This window comes from Pseudomonas sp. 30_B, assembly GCF_017491605.1.
Lineage (GTDB): Bacteria > Pseudomonadota > Gammaproteobacteria > Pseudomonadales > Pseudomonadaceae > Pseudomonas.
Genome location: NZ_JAFGYY010000004.1, coordinates 1 through 17508, shown reverse-complemented (window position 1 = coordinate 17508; position 17508 = coordinate 1). Strand labels below are relative to the sequence as shown.

The window sequence follows — 17508 nt, the reverse complement described above, 5'->3', positions numbered from 1 at the left end:
TCGGGCCCGATGCGTTGAGCGGGCCCGCAAGCTCGTGAAACGCCCTCAGGCATTGACCATGAAGGGTTCCGGATCGCCACAGCCGACGCGCACCACCACCGGGTCCTCGTCGGTCAGGGCGATCACCGTGGAGGCCTCGCCGCCGCCGTAACCGCCATCGATGATCAGGTCGACCTGGTGCTGCAGCAGGTCGCGCATCTCGTACGGGTCGTTCAGCGGCTCGGTCTGCCCCGGCAGGATCAGGCTGACGCTCATCAGCGGCTCACCCAGTTCCTCCAGCAGCGCCAGGGCAATGGGGCAGGCCGGCACGCGCAGGCCAATGGTGCGGCGCTTGGGGTGCAGCAGCATGCGCGGCACTTCGCGGGTGGCGTTGAGGATGAAGGTGTAGGGGCCGGGGGTGTGCGCCTTGAGCAGGCGGAACAGGCCGGTATCAACCTTGGCGTAGAGCCCCAGCTCCGAGAGGTCGCGGCAGACCAGGGTGAAGTTGTGCTTGTCGTCCAGCCGGCGGATGTGGCGGATGCGCTCCACCGCCGACTTTTCACCGATCCGGCAACCCAACGCATAGGAGGAGTCGGTGGGATAGACGATCACGCCACCCTGGCGGACGATCTCCACCGCCTGCTTGATCAGGCGCGACTGGGGGTTCTCCGGGTGGACCTGAAAGAACTGGCTCATTGAGTCTCCTTGTTCCCTAGGGCGTTGTCCGCACTGGCGAAACGCGGCCAGAGCGGTGGCAGATCGTCCGGCACCGCGCGGTACAGGCCCAGTTCGGACCAGTCGCTGGGGCCGTGGAAATCGCTGCCGGCGGTGACCATCAGGCCGAACTCGCGGGCGAGGATGCTGAGCACGCCGACCTGCTCCGCCGGCTGCGGGCCATTGACCACCTCGATGGCATGGCCACCGGCGGCGATGAAGTCGGCCACCAGCTTGCGCCGCTTGGTCCGCGTGAAATCGTACTGGTAGGGATGCGCCAGGCTGATCCAGGCGCCGGCATCACGCAGGGTGCCGACCGCGTCGGCCAGCGAAGGCCAGTGCTGTTTGACGTCGCCCAGCTTGCCGGCGCCCAGCCACTTGCGGAAGGCTTCGGCGCGGTCCTTGACGTAGCCCTGGCGCAGCAGGAATTCGGCGAAGTGCGGGCGCGCCGGGGCGTTCTCGCTGTCGCCCAGCTCGCCCTGCACCGCCCGCGCGCCCTCGAAGGCACCGGGCATGCCCTTGGCGTCCAGGCGCCGGCCGATTTCTTCGGCGCGGGTCCAGCGGGCGCGGTGCAGGTCGTCCAGCGCCTTGACCAGCGACTCGGCGAGCGGATCGAAGCCATAGCCCAGCACATGGATGGTCGCCCCGCCCCAAGTGCACGACAGCTCCACCCCATCGACCAGCTCCATGCCCAGCTGACGTGCGGCTTCGCGGGCCTCGGGGAGGCCGTCGAGGGTGTCGTGGTCGGTCAGCGCCAGCACGTGCACGCCACGCCCATGGGCGCGCTCGACCAGGGCCGTCGGGCTGAGTAGTCCGTCGGACGCGGTGCTGTGGCAGTGCAGGTCAACTCGCATGCAGGGGTTCCGTAGGCTGGGGGCGGTTTATTTCTGTATAGACGCTTATGCGCGCCCGCTCTGCCGGTAATCGATTGAAACCATGCGCGGGTGCGGCGTTGGGCGGATGAGGCTTTCAGTTCACCGGCAGGTTGGTATTATGCCGGCTCTACCAGGCTCTGGCTGACGTAATGAAGCAATTCATCGATTTCATCCCCCTCATTCTGTTCTTCCTCGTCTACAAGCTCGACCCGCGCAACGTCGAATTCGCCGGCCAGAGCTTCTCGGTTGGCGGCATCTACAGCGCCACCGCCATGCTCATCGCGGCCTCCGTGGTGGTCTACGGCGCCCTGCTGATCAAGCAGCGCAAGCTCGACAAGGGCCAGTGGGTCACCCTCGCCGCCTGCCTGCTGTTCGGCGGCATGACCCTGGCGTTCCACAGCGAAACCTTCCTCAAATGGAAGGCGCCGGTGGTGAACTGGCTGTTCGCCCTGGCCTTCGCCGGCAGCCACTTCATCGGCGGCCAGCCACTGATCCAGCGGATCATGGGCCACGCGGTGCACCTCACCGATTCCCTCTGGGCGAAGCTGAATATCGCCTGGGTGCTGTTCTTCCTGATCTGCGGCTGTGTCCAGCTGTTCGTCGCCTTCACCTTCCAGAGCATCTGGGTGGACTTCAAGGTGTTCGGCAGCCTGGGCATGACCCTGCTGTTCCTGATCGGCCAGGGCGTGTTCCTGGCCCGCCACATGCACGATGAACCTACCGGCGAAAAACCCAAGGACTGACATGCTCTACGCGATCATTGCCCGTGACATCACCGCTTCCCAAGAACGCCGCCTGGCCACCCGCCCCGCGCACATCGCCCGCCTGGAGCAACTGAAGGAAGAAGGCCGCCTGGTACTGGCCGGCCCACACCCGGCCATCGACAGCAACGACCCGGGCGCCGCCGGCTTCACCGGCAGCCTGATCGTCGCCGAGTTCGAGTCCCTGGCCGCCGCGCAGGCCTGGGCCGATGCAGACCCCTACCGCGCCGCCGGCGTCTATGCCGAAGTCGTGGTCAAGCCGTTCAAGAAAGTCCTGCCGTAACCGCGCGCCTGTAGCAGCCCCGCGGCACGGATGTTCGCGGGGAACAGCAGCCGGACACCGCCGGGATGGCCGTGAACGGCGGACCATCATCGAACAAGGAGTCCCGATGCGCCGTCTGCCCCTGCTCGCCTGTCTCGCCCTGCCCCTGGCCGTCCAGGCCGAAGACCCCGCTCCGGAACAGCCTCCGGCCGCCGCTGTCGAAGTCATCGACGCCGCCAGCACCAGCGCTCACAGCGACCTCGAACGCCGACTGGCCGAGAGCGAGCAGCAACGCCAGGCGCTGGCCGCCCAACTGGCCGCGCAATCCACCGATCAGGACAATCGCCAGGACGAAGCCGTCATCGGCCGCCTGCGCCAGGAAAACCAGCGCCTGAAGCTGCAACTGCGCGAAGCCCAGTCGCAACAGCCGCCGCGCCTGCTGAACGAGCAGCAGACCTGGTACGCCGTCGGTGGTGCCACCGCCGTACTGGCCTTCCTGCTCGGCGCGCTGAGCCGTGGCAGCCGCCGCCGGCAACGCCGCGAATGGATCAACTGAAAGAACCGATTTCATGAGTGAACTGCTGCTGATCGACGACGACCGCGAGCTCTGCGAGCTGCTCGCCACCTGGCTGGTCCAGGAAGGCTTCAGCATCCGCGCTGCCCACGACGGCGCGCAGGCCCGCGCCGCGCTGGCCAGCCGCGCCCCGGATGCGGTCGTGCTCGACGTGATGCTGCCCGACGGCAGCGGGCTGGAACTGCTAAAGCAATTGCGCGGCGAACACCCGGACCTGCCGGTGCTGATGCTCTCCGCCCGTGGCGAACCGCTGGACCGCATCCTCGGCCTGGAACTGGGCGCCGACGACTACCTGGCCAAGCCCTGCGACCCGCGCGAACTCACCGCCCGCCTGCGCGCCGTGCTGCGCCGCAGCCACCCGGCGCAACCCAGCGCGCAGCTGGAGCTGGGCGATCTCGCGCTGAACCTCACACGCGGCGTGGCGAGCATCGGCGCCCAGGAAATCAGCCTCACCCTCTCCGAGAGCCGCATCCTCGAAGCCCTGCTGCGCCAGCCGGGCGAGCCGCTGGACAAGCAGGCCCTCGCGCAACTGGCGCTGGGCCGCAAGCTGACCCTATACGACCGCAGCCTCGACATGCACGTCAGCAACCTGCGCAAGAAGCTCGGCGGCCACCCCGACGGCCGCCCGCGCATCCTCGCCCTGCGCGGCCGCGGGTATTTCTACGCGCCCTGAAACGCCCGGACCAGGCGCCCTGAGCCGCCCCGGCGCAAGCTTTCGTAAAGTTCGTAGCGGGGCTTCACGTAATCTTTACCGAAGCTTTACCTGTGGCTGACTGCCCTTGACCTTGCCGACCCTAGACTGGGCCCATCCGGTAACGACCGGTCCCTGAAAGGAGAAACACCATGCGCAAGACCCTGACCGCCCTGCTGATCGCCGCCGCACTGCCGACCGTCGCACTGGCGGCCACTCCCGCGCCGACCGACGCCCCGCCGCCGGCCCCGTACATGAAAGACCATGGCCACGGCATGATGCGCGGCGAACGCGGCGGCATGTTCCGCGAACTGAACCTGACCCAGGACCAGCGCCAGCAGATCGGCAAGCTGATGGGCGACTCGATGAAGAATCGCCACGAGATCACCGAGAAATACTGGAACAAGCTGCCCGAGGCCGATCGCAAGGCCATGCAGGAAGAGCTCAAGGCCAACCGCGAGAAGTCCGAAGCCAGCATCCGCGGCCTGCTGACGCCCGACCAGCAGAAGAAGTTCGACGAACTGAAACAGCAGCGCGAACAGCGCCACGCCGAATGGGCCAAGTCCCAGAAAGGCACCACGACCAACTGATCGCCCAGTAAAGGCACAGGCGCCGGGATCATCCCGGCGTCCTGCCGTCAGTGGCGCGCCAAGAGCCTGCTCGCGATCTCGCGAGCTAGAGCAGAACAAGGCAAAAACAGGCGAGGACGCGGAGTTTACGAGCTGTAAATGAGCAGTCTGAGCCTGTTTTTAACGCAGTTATGCCGACGCGCAGCAGATCGCGAACAGGCTCTTATGGATATCCCATGCGGCTGAACAGGAAAACCATGCGCTCACTCTTCTGGCGGATCCTCGCCGCCTTCTGGCTCGCCCTGCTGCTGGTGGCCGGACTGTCGATCCTGCTGGGCCGCGCCCTCAACCAGGACACCTGGGTCATCGCCCGCTATCCCGGGCTGCATGACCTCGCCAAACAATGGACACTGCTCTACGAAACCCAGGGGCCGGAAGCCGCCCAGGGGATGCTGGACGCGCGTCGCAAGCAGTACGAACTCTCGGTGCAGGTCCTCGACGAGAGCGGCCAGCGCCTGGTCAACGGCACCTACCTGCCGCGTCCGCCCCGGCCCGGCGGCGCCTTCGACCGGGAAAGCCTGCCACGCTTCCCCTGGCGCCAACTGAGCCAGGAATACGTCAGCCCGCGTACCGAACAGACCTACCTGTTCATCTACCGAATCCCACACCCGGCGCTGCAGGCCTGGCACCGTGGCAGCCTCCTGTGGCCCCTCAGTGCGCTGGGCATCGCCCTGGTGGTGCTGACCGTGTTCAGCCTGCTGCTGACGCTCTCCATCACCCGCCCGCTGAACCGCCTGCGCCGCGCCGTGCATGACCTCGGCCAGACCACCTACCAACAGGACAGCCTCGCCCGCCTGTCGCGCCGTGGCGACGAACTGGGCGTACTGGCGCGCGACTTCAACCGCATGGGCGCCCGCCTGCAACGCCTGATCAGCAGCCAGCGCCAGTTGCTGCGCGATGTCTCCCACGAGTTGCGCTCGCCGCTGGCACGTCTGCGCATCGCGCTGGCCCTGGCCGAGCGCGCCGACCCGGAGCAACGCGCCGCCATGTGGCCGCGCCTGGAGCAGGAGTGCGATCGCCTGGAAGCCCTGATCGGCGAAATCCTCGCCCTCGCCCGACTCGACGCGGAACCCGGCCCGGCCAGCCGGATCGCCCTGCTGCCGCTGCTCGAACGCCTGCGCGACGACGCCCAGCTGCTCTACCCGGAGCAGCAGATCCAACTGGACATCGCACCGGAGCTCGCGCTCGACGGCTGGCCAGACATGCTCGAACGCGCCCTCGACAACCTGCTGCGCAACGCCCTGCGCTTCAATCCCGCCGGGCGGCCACTGGAAGTGCACGCCGAGGCCGAGGGCGAACGCCTGCACATCCACGTGCGCGACCACGGCCCCGGCGCCGACGCGGAGCATCTGGCGCAGCTGGGCGAACCCTTCTTCCGTGCGCCCAACCAGAGCAGCCCCGGTCATGGCCTGGGCCTGGCCATCGCCCGCCGCGCCATCGAACGCCACGGCGGTCGGCTGCGCCTGGGCAACCATCCCGACGGCGGCTTCCAGGCCAGCATCGACCTGCCGTTGCACCGGCCGGCCGCCTGAGCGACACCCCTTTTCCGGAGAACCCGCATGAGCCTTCCCGCACAGGCCGCCCTGTACCCACGCGCCCCGCTGCCACCCGTTGCGCGCCCCTTCGGCGCGCCGCCGGACGACCCGCAGAGCCTGGTACTGGCGGTGGAACTGGCGCGCCTGGCCACGCAGTGGCGCGAGCGCTGGCCCGGCCTGCGCCTGAACCTACCGCAATCGGGCACCTGGCCACTGGAAAGCTGGCCCGAGGCCCTGCGCGGAGCACTGGATGCGCTGTTGCAGGCCGCGCTGCAACGACGGCCGAACGCCGCGCTGGAGCTGACGCTCAGCTCAACGCGGGGACTCGTGAGAGTGGATCTGCAGGGCCACGACCCGCAGGCGCGGGCCTGGCTGCCGGACGCCCTGCGCCCGGCTCAGCGCCTTGCCGCGTGGCAGGGCGGACGCCTGCTCTGGCGCGCCCACGGCAAGGGCTGGAAGATTCGCCTGGGGCTGCCGCTCAGCCCTGCCAGGCAGTAACGAAGGCGGCCGGATCGAGCGGCGTCGGGCGGCGCAGCTCACCGATCGGCGTGCCCAGGTAGATGAAGCCGACGATGCGCTCGTTGGCTGCCAGCCCCAATCCTTCACGCACGAACGGATCGAAGGCCATGGCGCCGGTGCGCCACATCGCGCCCAGCCCCTGCGCATAGGCGGCCTCGACGATGCCGTAGGCGGCACAGCCAGCGGCCAGCCACTGCTCGATTTCCGGCACCTTGGGGTGCTCCTGCAGGCGCGCTACGGCGACCACCAGGGTCGGTGCACGCATCGGCATGGCGCGGGCCTTGTCCAGCGCCTCGGGCGCCGCGTCGGGTTGCCCGGCCTGCAAGGCACGGGCGAACAATTCGCCCAGGCGTACGCGCGCATCCCCTTCCACGGTCAGGAAGCGCCAGGGGCGCAGCTGGCCGTGATCCGGCGCGCGCAGGGCGGCGCGGAACAGGCCGTCCAGCTGTTCGGCGGACGGCGCCGGCTCACCCAGGCGAGCGTGGGATACACGGTTGTGCAACGCGACGAGAGCCTCCATGGGCCACCTCCAGACAAACTCGAAAGGCGCCATTGTAGACGCAAAGGGTTCGCATCTGCCCAGCGCTCGCTGCGCCGTCAGAGCCTGTTCAAGGACTCGTCGAGCGCAACTCAGGCAAGGCAAAAGCAGGCGAAAAAGCGCAGTTTACAAGTTGTAAATGAGCATTTTGAGTCTGCTTTTAACGCAGCATGAGTAAGCGCAGACAGACATTGAATAGGCTCTCAGGCTACCCGGTCCGGCGACAGCGTAGGCATCACCGGCGGCGTCAGCGGTGGCAGGCCATAGGCGGCGCGGGCGGCGTCGCAGTTGGGGTTGTGGACGCCATCGGTCCAGGAGGCTTCGAATTCCCGGCAGGTCGAGGAGCGCTGCTCGTACATCGTGCAGCGCACGCCGCAACCGACGTCGCCAAGCAGGCCGACGCAGCGCACCGGGCGCACCTCGGTGCCGCGCATGGCGACCCTGTATGGGCTGACCTGGACGACCTGATCATCCGGGACGACGCCACCGGCGGATTGGCACTCGCCGAAATAGAAGGACACACGGAAATGCGCGCAGCAGGCGCCGCAATTCAGACACGGATTGTTATTGGACATGGATGCGAATGCACCAGAGAAACCGGCGAGCGCCGGCGGGCTGCGCAAGATTCTATCCATCCCGTTGCGCTTGTGAAGAGGGCAGATTCACTCGGTTTACACTTGCCCGACGGCAGGTAGAATGGCCGGTTCACCGACACCCGAGCTCCGCCGCATGGCCCTGCCGACACTACGCACCCTTGGATTCATCATCGGCATCTTCGTGATCACCCTGGCGGTCGCCATGCTGATCCCAATGGCCACCCTGCTCTATTACGGGCGCGGCAGCGAACTGCATCCCTACATCTGGTCCGCGATCATCACCTTCACCTGCGGGCTGGGCATGGTCCTCCCCGGCCGCCCGGAGCAGGTGCACCTGCGCCCGCGGGACATGTACATGCTCACGGTGTCGAGCTGGGTGATCGTCTGCTTCTTCTCCGCCCTGCCCTTCATGTTCGCCCGGCACATCAGCTTCACCGACGCGATCTTCGAGAGCATGTCCGGCATCACCGCCACCGGCTCCACCGTGCTCAGCGGGCTGGACAGCATGTCGCCGGGCATCCTGATCTGGCGCTCGCTGCTGCACTGGCTGGGCGGCATCGGCTTCATCGGCATGGCGGTGGCGATCCTGCCGATGCTGCGCATCGGCGGCATGCGCCTGTTCCAGACCGAATCCTCGGACCGCTCCGACAAGGTCATGCCGCGCTCGCACATGGTGGCCAAGTACATCGTCGGGGTGTACGTCGGCATCACCATCGCCGGCGCACTGGCGCTGTGGTGGGCCGGCATGGGCCTGTTCGACGCGGTGAACCACGCCATGTCGGCGATCTCCACCGGCGGTTTCTCCACCTCCGACCAGTCGCTGGCCAAGTGGCACCAGCCAGCGGTGCACTGGGTGGCGGTGGTGATCATGATCCTGGGCAGCATGCCCTTCGCGCTCTACGTGGCCACCCTGCGCGGTCACCGCAAGGCACTGCTCAAGGACCACCAGGTCCACGGTTTCCTCGGCCTGCTGCTGTTCACCTGGCTGGTGATGGGCACCTGGTACTCGGTGAACTCCGACCTCGCCTGGTTCGACGCCTTCCGCATCGTCGCGGTGAACGTCACCTCGGTGGTCACCACCACCGGCTTCGCCCTGGGCGACTACAGCCTATGGGGGCACTTCTCGATCATGCTGTTCTTCTACCTGGGCTTCATCGGCGGCTGCTCCGGCTCCACCGCCGGCGGCATCAAGATCTTCCGTTTCCAGGTGGCCTTCACCCTGCTGCGCGCTAGCCTCTACCAGCTGATCCACCCACGCGCGGTGATCAAGCAGAGCTACAACGGCCACCGCCTGGACGAGGAAATCGTCCGCTCGATCCTGACCTTTTCGTTCTTCTTCGGCGGCACCGTCGGCATGCTGGCGCTGGGGCTGTCGTTCCTCGGCCTGGACTGGATGACGGCGCTGACCGGCGCCGCCAGCACCGTGGCCGGCGTGGGGCCAGGCATGGGGCCGATCATCGGCCCGTCGGGCAACTTCGCACCGCTGCCGGATGCCGCCAAATGGCTGCTCAGCGCCGGGATGCTGTTCGGTCGCCTGGAGATCATCACCGTGCTGGTGCTGTTCACGCCGGCGTTCTGGCGGCATTGAGTCCGGCGGAATTCCCTCGCGGGCATGGCCCGCTCCTGGAAAAGCCACGCGACGGCCGATAATGCCTGTAGGAGCGAGCTTGCTCGCGAACGCGTTTCCCGGCGACACCGGCATCAAGCTGTTCGCGAGCAAGCTCGCTCCTACGAAGAGCCGCCGGAGCGTTGTGCCCGCTTACAACCCTTCCCGATACTCCCCCGGCGTCTTCCCGAACCAACGGCGGAACGCCCGGAAGAAATTGCTCGGCTCGGAAAAACCCAGCAGGTAGGCGATCTCCAGCAAGGTCATGCGCGGCGTGGCCAGGTACTGCTGGGCCAGCTCGCGGCGGGTGTCGTCGAGCAGTTGCTGGTAGCTGGTGCCCTCCTCCTGCAAGCGCCGCTGCAAGGTGCGCTCGGACAGGTGCAGCGCCTGCGCCACGCTCTCGCGCCGGGGCTCGCCCTGGGGCAGCAGGCGGCACAGCACCTGGCGGGTCTGGTGGCTGAAGCGGCTGCTGACGAAGCGCGCCAGGTACTCCCCGGCGAAGCGGTCATGCAGGCGCGCCAATTCCTCGTTCGCGGTCGGCAACGGCGCAGCCATGTCTTCGTGGGAGAACAGCATGGCGCAGTGCGTATGGCCGAACATCAACGGCGCCTGGAACAGCTCGCGGTAGGGCCCGGCATCCTGCGGCGGCTCGCCCGCCAGGTGGACTTCCAGGGGTTTGATCGGACGCCCGGTGATCCAGCGCAACATGCTGATCAGGCTGGCCAGCGAGCATTCGGCGCTCTGCCTGGGCACCGGCAGGCGATCGCCGTGCACCACGATGCGGTACAGGCAGCCTTCGGGCAGGCGGCGGAAGGTCAGGTCGGCGCCCTCGGCGATGATCCGCTGGTAGCGCTCCAGGCGCTCGAAACCCTCGCCGAGGTTGCGGCTGGACATCAGCGCATAGCCCACCACCGGGAACGCCGGGGTGTGCACGCGGGCGATGTTGAGGCCGATGGCCGGGTTGCCGGACAGCTCCACCGCGCGGTTCCACAGGCGGCTCATGGCATCCTGAGGATAGCGCGCGTCGGGGTCGTCGAGAGCGGTGTAGTCCAGCCCCAGTTCGGCGAACAACGCCCTGCTGTCCAGACCTTCCAGTTCCAGCGACCGGACGATCCCCCGCACCCAGCTCGACAGGGTTGTACGCTCAGGCATGCTCGATTCTTCTAGTTATGCTGATGACTCGCGCCAGCGGCGCGGCGTAGCGGGATACTAAACTGGCTCCCCATGTCATCCGCAAGTCCGCCGGCCCGCACCTACACTGGGCCACCACAACAACAGGAGGTGCGCCATGAGCACCCGGACCGCCGATCGATTCCAGAGCTTTGCCGAGTTCTACCCCTACTACCTGCAGGAACACAGCAACCCAACGTGTCGCCGCCTGCACTACGTGGGCAGCCTGCTGGTGCTGTCGCTGCTCGGCTACGCCATCGTCAGCGGGCAATGGTTGTGGCTGCTGGCCTTGCCGCTGGCCGGCTACGGCTTCGCCTGGGTCGGGCATTTCGTGTTCGAGAAGAACCGCCCGGCCACCTTCAAGTACCCGCTGTGGTCCTTCATGGGCGACTGGGTGATGCTCAAGGACGCCTTCACCGGGCGTATTCGCTTCTGAGCCTCCGGCGCGGGCATTGAGCCTTCAGCGCGCGGCGTTGCGCTGGCCCGTGCGCTCGAACAGCATCGCCTGCACTTCGCCGCCGGCATGCTGCGCCACTCGCCGCCAGTTGGCCGGAACGTCGGGAATCTCTTCGTCGTTGTAGCGGCTCATGACCAGCCAGACCCGGCCCTCGTCCTGCGGCAGGTCGGCCAGGCGATCGACGAAGGAATGCCGCCGGTCGTCGATCAGCGAGCCGAAGCCGTAGAGGGTCGGCCGCCCGGACGAGCCATCCTCCGCCGGCGCGGTATACAGCAAGGGCTGGCTGCCGGTGTGGTTGTAGTAACGGAAGGCCAGGTACCAGAGGATGTCGTCCACCACGATGCGGTCGCCGCCTCGATAGTGCGTGTTGACGTAGGCGACCATGCCGTCGAACTGCTCGTCCGGGTCGGCCTCGTAGAGACGCCCCAGGCCCATGCATTCCAGGCCCAGCAGGGTCACCAGCAATACCGCGCCCAACACCCGGCGCGACGCCAGCAGGCGGTCCAGCCCCAGGGCCAGGAGCAGCGGCAGGCCGAGGGCGAAGGCGGTCAGGTAGCGCTCGACGAACACCGACGAGACGAACGACATGCCGTACAGCATCAGCAGCGGCAATCCGCAGTAGAGCGCCGCCAGCATCCCGACGCGCAGGCGGCTGCGGTCGCGGCGCAGCACCAGCAGCATTACCGCCACCAGTAGCACCGGCAGGCCCAGCAGCAAGGGCCAGGGCAGCTCGTTGCCATCCGATTGCGCCAGCCACTGCCAGAGCATCGAGGGCACCGACAGAGCATCCACGGGCGGCTCCCAGCCCACATCGCCGCCCGCCACCAGGTCGGCCATGTGCCGGGCCAGGTCGAGCATACCCGGAAGCCACGGCAGGAACAGCGCGGCCACGGCCAGATTGGCCAGCCACCAGTCGCGCCGCCGCAGCGGGCGGTCCGGCAGCGTCGCCAGCCAGAGCCAGTGCACCAGCAGCCCGAACACGCTGAAGTAATGGGTGTAGAACGCCGCCGTCATCAGCAGCGCGTACGCCACCAGGTAACGCCGCCGCTCCGTGTCCAGCCAGTAGAACAGGGCCAGGGTCGCCGCCAGCAGCCAACACCCCAGCAGCGAATACATGCGCACTTCCTGGCTGTAGCGCACCGCCGTGGGCAGCAGCGCCAGCAGCAAGGTGGCGAGGAAGGCCGCGCGGCAGCTGGCGAGCCGCCAGGCCAGCCAGCCGCCGAGGAACACCGCCAGCGAGCCGAACACCGCGCTCAGCAGGCGCAGCGCCAGCACGCCCTCGCCCAGCACCTGCACCCATAGGTGCAGCAGGAAGAAGTACAGCGGCGGGTGCACGTCGTGGGCGGCGTGATGCCAGAGTTCCAACGGCGAATAGAGGGCCAGGAGCAGGCTGGAGCTTTCATCGCCCCAGATCGCCGATGCGGTCAGCTCGTGAAGGCGCAGGACAGTGGCGAGCACCAGCAGTGGCACAAACCACCATTGGCGCAACAAAGCGGGCAGATTCGGCGGCTCGCGGGACGACATCGCAGTCTCATCGAAAAGAGGTTCCTGTCGCTGAGTGTAAGCCAGCCTCGGCCCGGTTACCGACGGATCAGCAACTCCCGCGCCCGCGCCTGGTCTTCCGCCGCCAGCTCCACCAGCCACTCCACCTCGCCGGCGATCAGGGCGCCCACCGGCACACCCTCGCGGTAGAGCACCCGGTTGCCCGCCAATGCTGGCACCTTGCGCCCCGGCAGCAGGGTGCCGGACAGGTTCAGCGGGTCCACCGCCGAGACCACCACCCACTCACCGCTGGGCTCGCGGCGACGCACCTCGCGCAGCAGGCCGACGGCCTCTGGGAGGGCGAACTGCTCGCCGGTGAGCCCGGCGACGAAGCGTCCACCACGGATTTCCCCGCGCGCTTCCAGACGGTGATAGACCCGCAGCAAGTCGCGCCATGGCGGCAGCCAGTCGGCCTCGCGGTCGAGCAGGCGCCAGCAGACCACGCCATAGCGGCGCAGCAGGGTCATGGCGACGTGTTCCAGGGTTTCCGCCGGCAACCGTGCGCCCGGCTCCAGCGTGGCCCGACGCAACAACGCCCAGCGCCCGGCATCGGCCATGCCGAACAATGGCGTGCGCGAGCGCCGTTGCGGCTGGCGCCGCGCGGCCGGCATCAGCAGTGCACGCAGGCCGGCGAAGCTGTCGGCATTCACCCGCCCGGCCGCCACCAGTTCACCCAGCACGGTTTCCAGCTCGGTGCGCAGCAGGTGGCTGTCGCTGGCCAGTTCGTCGAAGAAGGACGCGCCGTGCTCCTTGAGCACCTCCAGCACCTTGTTGGCCTTGGCGGACAGCTCGGCATCCGGCTGCGCCGCGCTCAGAGAACTCCACAGTGCCATCTGCGCGCGCGGCAGCAGGACGATGGGCGTGCTCTTGAGCGGCCCGCCGCGGCCACGCACCGAACCCCGGCTCGGCAGGCGCGCCCAGACCAGCCGGCCAGCACGGCACAGGTCGTCCAGCCAGTTGATCCCATAGTCGGCCACCCGCGCCGGCAGGATGTCACTCTCCCAGGCGCCGGCGGCTGCCTGGAAGCCCTCCAGCTGGCTGAGCACGCCGGCCAGGGACTCCGCGCCGCGCACCCGCGAGCCACTGGAAACCCGCTGCCAGTCGAACAGGAAGCGCATGAAATCGGCGCGCGGCACCGGCTCGATCTCCCGGCGCAGGCGCTTGACCGTGTAGCGATGGATGCGCGCCAGCAGGTGGCGCTCGCACCACTCGTCCTCGCTCGCGCCCGGCACGAAGCGTCCGCGCAGCACATAGCCCTCGCGCTCCAGGCTGGCCAGGGCAAAACCGACATCGCCGGCGGAGATGCCCAGGTCCTCGGCCAGCTCGCGTTGCAGACGGGGGCCGAAGCCGGTGAGCCGTGCACGGACCAGTTCGACTTGCGCCTCATCCGCCGCACAGGCTTCGCGCAATGCGGGCGGCAGGTCCAGAACCGGCGTCATCGCCGCCTGCGGGTGCAACGCCTGCCACTGGCTGAGTCGCTCCGCCGCCACCCAAACCTCTCCACCCGGCAATGACAGGCGTGTCGCCCTGCCCGCCTCGGCCAGCGACTTGAGCAGCTGGGGCCAACCTTCGTTGGCCTGCGCCTCGCTGTCGCGGATGCCGCCCAGGCCGGTCAGCGCCTCGTGCATCTCGTCGGCATCGCGGGCTTCCGGCCAGGCTTCGGCGCGCACCGCGGCAATGGCTTCCGCATCCAGCGCGCCCAGGTCGTCGGCGCTTTCCGGATCGGTCCAGCGGCGGCTCTGCACGGCCTGGGTCCGACGTTCCTCCAGCGGCGCGTCGTCGAGGAAGGCGTAGGGGCTGGCCGTCAGCACTTCCGCCGCCAGCGGCGAAGGTGCCGGCAGGTCGCGCGCCAGCAGCGTTACCTCGCCGCGCTCCATGCGCCGCAGCAGGGCCAGCCAGCCTTCGCTGTCCATGGCCTCGTGCAGACAGTCATCGAGGGTCTGCGCCACCAGTGGGTGATCAGGTATCTCGCGCTCGCCGACGATGTTCTCCAGGCAGGCCACCTGATCGGGGAACACCGAGGCGAGCAGGTCCTCGCTGCGCATGCGTTGCAACTGCGGGGCAACCTTGCGCCCGCCGCTGTAGCGCGGCAGGGCCAGCGCGGTGGTGGCGTTCCAGCGCCAGCGCACGCCGAACAGCGGCGCATCGAGCAGCGCCTGGATCAGCACCTGTTCGGCGCTGTTGGAGTGCAGATAGCGCCAGACTTCCTCCAGCGGGAAGCTGTGGCTGGTGGACAGCGACAGGATGATGGCGTTTTCGGTGGCGGCGGCCTGCAATTCGAAATTGAAGGTACGGCAGAAGCGCTTGCGCAGCGCCAGGCCCCAGGCGCGATTGAGACGGCTGCCGTAGGGCGAATGGATGACCAGCTGCATGCCGCCGGATTCATCGAAGAAGCGTTCGAGGATCAGCGTCTTCTGGGTCGGCAGCGCACCGAGGGCATGACGGGCCCGGGCCAGGTATTCCACCAGTTGGCGTGCCGCGCCTTCGTCCAGCGCCAGTTCGTCCTGCAGCCAGCCGATGGCCCGGGCCAGGGGCTCTGCATCACCCTCGCCCTGCGCCAGCAGCTCATCCAGCCGGGCGCGCAGGCGCGCGACGCTGAACGACAATTCATCGCTGCGGCCGGGCGCTTCGCCGAGCCAGAAGGGAATGTTCGGTGGCTGGCCTTGGGCATCCTCGACGCGCACCCGGCCCGGCTCGATGCGCAGGATGCGGTAGGAAATATTGCCCAGCTGGAACACGTCGCCGGCCAGGCTTTCCACCGCGAAATCCTCGTTCACCGTGCCCACCGTCAGCCCCTGGGGCTCCAGCAGCACGGCGTAATCACCGGTGTCGGGAATGGTGCCGCCGGAGGTGACCGCCGTCAGCTTGGCTCCGCGCCGCCCACGCAGGCGCTGGTGCACAACGTCGCGGTGCAGGTAGGCGCCGCGCTGGCCGATGCGGCTGGTGTAGCCCTCGGCCAGGGTGCGCAGCAGCGCGTCGAAGTGTTCACGGGGGAGATCGGCATAGGGTTGGGCGGCGGTGAACAGCTCGAACAGTTCCGCCTCGCCCCACTCCCGGCAGGCCACTTCGGCGACGATCTGCTGCGCCAGCACGTCCAGCGGCGCGCGCGGGATCGTCAGCGCGTCCAGCTCGTCGCGGCGCACGCTGTCGAGCAGCGCCACGCACTCGATCAGGTCGTCCCGCGAGGCCGGGAACAGCCGCCCCTTGGGCGTGCCGCCGACGCTGTGCCCGGAGCGCCCGACGCGTTGCAGGAAGGCGGCGATGGAACGCGGCGAACCGAGTTGGCAGACCAGTTCGACGTCACCGATATCGATGCCCAGCTCCAGCGAAGCAGTCGCCACCAGCACCCGCAGCTGGCCGGCCTTGAGCCGCCGCTCGGCGCCCAGGCGCAGCTCCTTCGACAGGCTGCCGTGGTGCGCCGCCACCCAGCCGGCGCCGATGCGCTCGGCCAGGTGCCGGGTGACCCGCTCGGCCTGGCGCCGGGTGTTGACGAATACCAGGGTGGTGCGGTGTTCCTTGGCCAGCTCGGCGAGGCGGTCGTAGACCTTGTCCCAGACGTCGTGGGACATCACCGCTTCCAGCAGCGCCGGCGGTACTTCCAGGTTCAGGTCGCGCTGGCGGCTGTAACCGATGTCGATGATCCGGCAAGCCGCCCGTTGCCCCACCAGGAACGCCGCCACCGCCGAGAGGGGCTTCTGCGTGGCGGACAGGCCAATGCGCACCAGCGGCGCCTCGCACAGCGCCTGCAGACGCTCCAGCGACAGCGCCAGATGGCTGCCGCGCTTGCTCGCCGCCAGCGCATGGATTTCGTCGACGATCACGCTACGCGCCCCGGCCAGCATGGCGCGGCCGGAATCGGAGCCGAGCAGCACGTAGAGCGATTCCGGGGTGGTCACCAGGATGTGCGGCACCTGCCGGCGCATCGCTTCGCGCTCGCTGGAGGTGGTGTCGCCGGTGCGCACGGCGGTGCGGATGTCCACCTCCGGCAACCCCATCTCGCCCAGCACGGCGCGGATGCCGGCCAGCGGTTCCTCAAGGTTGATGCGGATGTCGTTGGACAGCGCCTTGAGCGGCGAGACGTAGACCACCGTGGTGCGGTCCGGCAGCTCGCCGCCGTTGCCCAGCCCCTCGCGCACCAGCGCATCGATGGCCGCGAGGAAGGCGGTGAGCGTCTTGCCCGAGCCGGTGGGCGCGGCCACCAGGGTCGATTCGCCGGCCTGGATCGCCGGCCACGCCAGGGCCTGCGCCTGGGTCGGCGCGGGAAAGTGGGCGCGGAACCAGGCGGCCACCGCCGGGTGGAAGGCGGCCAGCACGTCCCGGTTGCGGGGAGAGAGCGAGGTGGAAGTCATGGCCTCACTATGGTGGCGCGCGATGCCCGTCACAAGGACCGCCGATCGTGGCTCGCCGGCCGTCGCGCTTCCCGCTACGCTGCGCAGAACGGCATCCGGACACACCGACATGAGCGAAAAAGACCGCGACTGGTACTGGCAGCAGGTCAAGCAACAGAACCAGAAGCAAGCCGAGCAGGAGGAACGCCAACGGCGCAACTGGCGCCAGTGGGTCAGGCCGCTGCTGTGGCTGCTCATCCCGCTGCTGCTCATCGCCGTGGGTACGGCGCTCTGGCGCGACCCCGCCAGCCAGCACTGGCTGCAGGAGCGCTGGGCACTGCTGCAAAGCCGACTGGGCCTGGCGCCCACGACGGAGACCGCCGCCCCTGCCCCTTCGCGCTACAGCGACAGCCCGCGCACGCTGGCGCAGTGCATCAAGCCTGGCAATGTGATCGACGATGAAGTGCGGGCGTGTGTGAAGGGGTATCGGCCGAAGACCTGGTGAGTCGCGCCGGCCTGCTCTGTAGGAGCGGACTCCGTCCGCGATGTTCTAGCTCTTTGGTGGGGAGAATAACGCCTAAAGCGTTATCCGCCGTCTTGATCGGTGTTTTTGCGCCGCTTCAGTGTGTGCTGAAAGATCTTGTTTCGCCCCCTCGGGCGAGTCACTTTTCTCAAACGCCAGAAAAGTAACCAAAAGGGCTCGTCCCGACATCCGGCCCCGGCTTCGCCGGG

Annotated in this window: 17 protein-coding genes; 10 read left to right on the top strand and 7 right to left on the bottom strand. The window is 68.2% G+C overall.

All coding sequences use genetic code 11. The features are described from left to right. Positions 1-45 precede the first annotated feature (45 nt). A complete protein-coding gene (locus J5M67_RS05230; protein ID WP_207884222.1) occupies positions 46-675 on the bottom strand; it encodes an L-threonylcarbamoyladenylate synthase in 630 nt (209 codons plus the stop codon). Beyond that, on the bottom strand, positions 672-1547 hold the full coding sequence (locus J5M67_RS05225) for a PHP domain-containing protein (RefSeq protein ID WP_207884213.1): 876 nt from the start codon (positions 1545-1547) through the stop codon (positions 672-674). Before J5M67_RS05225 ends, J5M67_RS05230 begins: the two co-directional genes overlap by 4 nt. Positions 1548-1717: 170 nt before the next feature. Here J5M67_RS05225 and J5M67_RS05220 point away from each other — a divergent pair, with 170 nt between their 5' ends. The 7 genes from J5M67_RS05220 (at position 1718) to J5M67_RS05190 (ending at position 6518) form a co-directional block, all read left to right on the top strand. Next, complete coding sequence (locus J5M67_RS05220; protein ID WP_207884211.1) at positions 1718-2311, top strand: septation protein A; 594 nt, start codon at positions 1718-1720, stop codon at positions 2309-2311. A 1-nt stretch (position 2312) separates the two neighbouring features. Further along, a complete protein-coding gene (locus J5M67_RS05215; RefSeq protein WP_015478115.1) occupies positions 2313-2612 on the top strand; it encodes a YciI family protein in 300 nt (99 codons plus the stop codon). Between the two features lie 106 nt (positions 2613-2718). After that, a complete protein-coding gene (locus tag J5M67_RS05210) occupies positions 2719-3147 on the top strand; it encodes a translation initiation factor 2 (IF-2, GTPase) (RefSeq protein WP_207884209.1) in 429 nt (142 codons plus the stop codon). A 13-nt stretch (positions 3148-3160) separates the two neighbouring features. Further along, positions 3161-3838 carry a response regulator transcription factor gene (locus J5M67_RS05205; protein WP_207884207.1) on the top strand — a complete coding sequence of 226 codons (678 nt, stop codon included), beginning with the start codon at positions 3161-3163 and terminating at the stop codon, positions 3836-3838. A gap of 170 nt (positions 3839-4008) precedes the next feature. Next, positions 4009-4446: a Spy/CpxP family protein refolding chaperone gene (locus J5M67_RS05200; protein ID WP_207884205.1), complete on the top strand. Its 438-nt coding sequence runs from the start codon at positions 4009-4011 to the stop codon at positions 4444-4446. 236 nt (positions 4447-4682) lie between these two features. Then, a complete protein-coding gene (locus J5M67_RS05195; protein WP_207884197.1) occupies positions 4683-6017 on the top strand; it encodes a cell wall metabolism sensor histidine kinase WalK in 1335 nt (444 codons plus the stop codon). Positions 6018-6044: 27 nt separating this feature from the next. Further along, positions 6045-6518, top strand: coding sequence for a hypothetical protein (locus tag J5M67_RS05190; RefSeq protein ID WP_207884195.1), 474 nt, complete (start codon positions 6045-6047; stop codon positions 6516-6518). Here the strand turns inward: J5M67_RS05190 and J5M67_RS05185 are convergent. Together J5M67_RS05185 and J5M67_RS05180 are read right to left on the bottom strand one after the other, a co-directional pair. Beyond that, entirely contained in the window at positions 6499-7059 is a 561-nt protein-coding gene (locus J5M67_RS05185) for a nitroreductase family protein (RefSeq protein WP_207884193.1), read from the bottom strand. The genes J5M67_RS05190 and J5M67_RS05185 overlap by 20 nt on opposite strands. 221 nt (positions 7060-7280) lie before the next feature. Further along, complete coding sequence (locus tag J5M67_RS05180; protein ID WP_207884190.1) at positions 7281-7652, bottom strand: YkgJ family cysteine cluster protein; 372 nt, start codon at positions 7650-7652, stop codon at positions 7281-7283. Between the two features lie 154 nt (positions 7653-7806). Between J5M67_RS05180 and J5M67_RS05175 the strand changes: the two genes are divergently transcribed. Further along, positions 7807-9261, top strand: a complete 1455-nt coding sequence (locus J5M67_RS05175) for a TrkH family potassium uptake protein (RefSeq protein WP_207884188.1) — start codon at positions 7807-7809, stop codon at positions 9259-9261. A 171-nt stretch (positions 9262-9432) separates the two neighbouring features. Here J5M67_RS05175 and J5M67_RS05170 read toward each other — a convergent pair whose 3' ends face one another. Continuing rightward, the gene (locus J5M67_RS05170) at positions 9433-10431 is read right to left on the bottom strand and encodes an AraC family transcriptional regulator (RefSeq protein ID WP_207884186.1); all 999 of its coding nucleotides are present in this window, start codon (positions 10429-10431) and stop codon (positions 9433-9435) included. Between the two features lie 136 nt (positions 10432-10567). Here J5M67_RS05170 and J5M67_RS05165 point away from each other — a divergent pair, with 136 nt between their 5' ends. After that, positions 10568-10885, top strand: a complete 318-nt coding sequence (locus J5M67_RS05165) for an Mpo1-like protein (RefSeq protein WP_207884184.1) — start codon at positions 10568-10570, stop codon at positions 10883-10885. Between the two features lie 24 nt (positions 10886-10909). On the opposite strand, the gene J5M67_RS05160 is transcribed toward J5M67_RS05165, so the two are convergent. Both J5M67_RS05160 and J5M67_RS05155 read right to left on the bottom strand, forming a co-directional pair. Next, the gene (locus tag J5M67_RS05160; protein ID WP_207884182.1) at positions 10910-12430 is read right to left on the bottom strand and encodes a glycosyltransferase family 39 protein; all 1521 of its coding nucleotides are present in this window, start codon (positions 12428-12430) and stop codon (positions 10910-10912) included. Positions 12431-12486: 56 nt separating this feature from the next. Further along, complete coding sequence (locus J5M67_RS05155; RefSeq protein ID WP_207884181.1) at positions 12487-16797, bottom strand: DEAD/DEAH box helicase; 4311 nt, start codon at positions 16795-16797, stop codon at positions 12487-12489. 109 nt (positions 16798-16906) lie between these two features. Here J5M67_RS05155 and J5M67_RS05150 point away from each other — a divergent pair, with 109 nt between their 5' ends. Then, on the top strand, positions 16907-17281 hold the full coding sequence (locus tag J5M67_RS05150) for a hypothetical protein (protein WP_207884177.1): 375 nt from the start codon (positions 16907-16909) through the stop codon (positions 17279-17281). Positions 17282-17508: the final 227 nt, after the last annotated feature.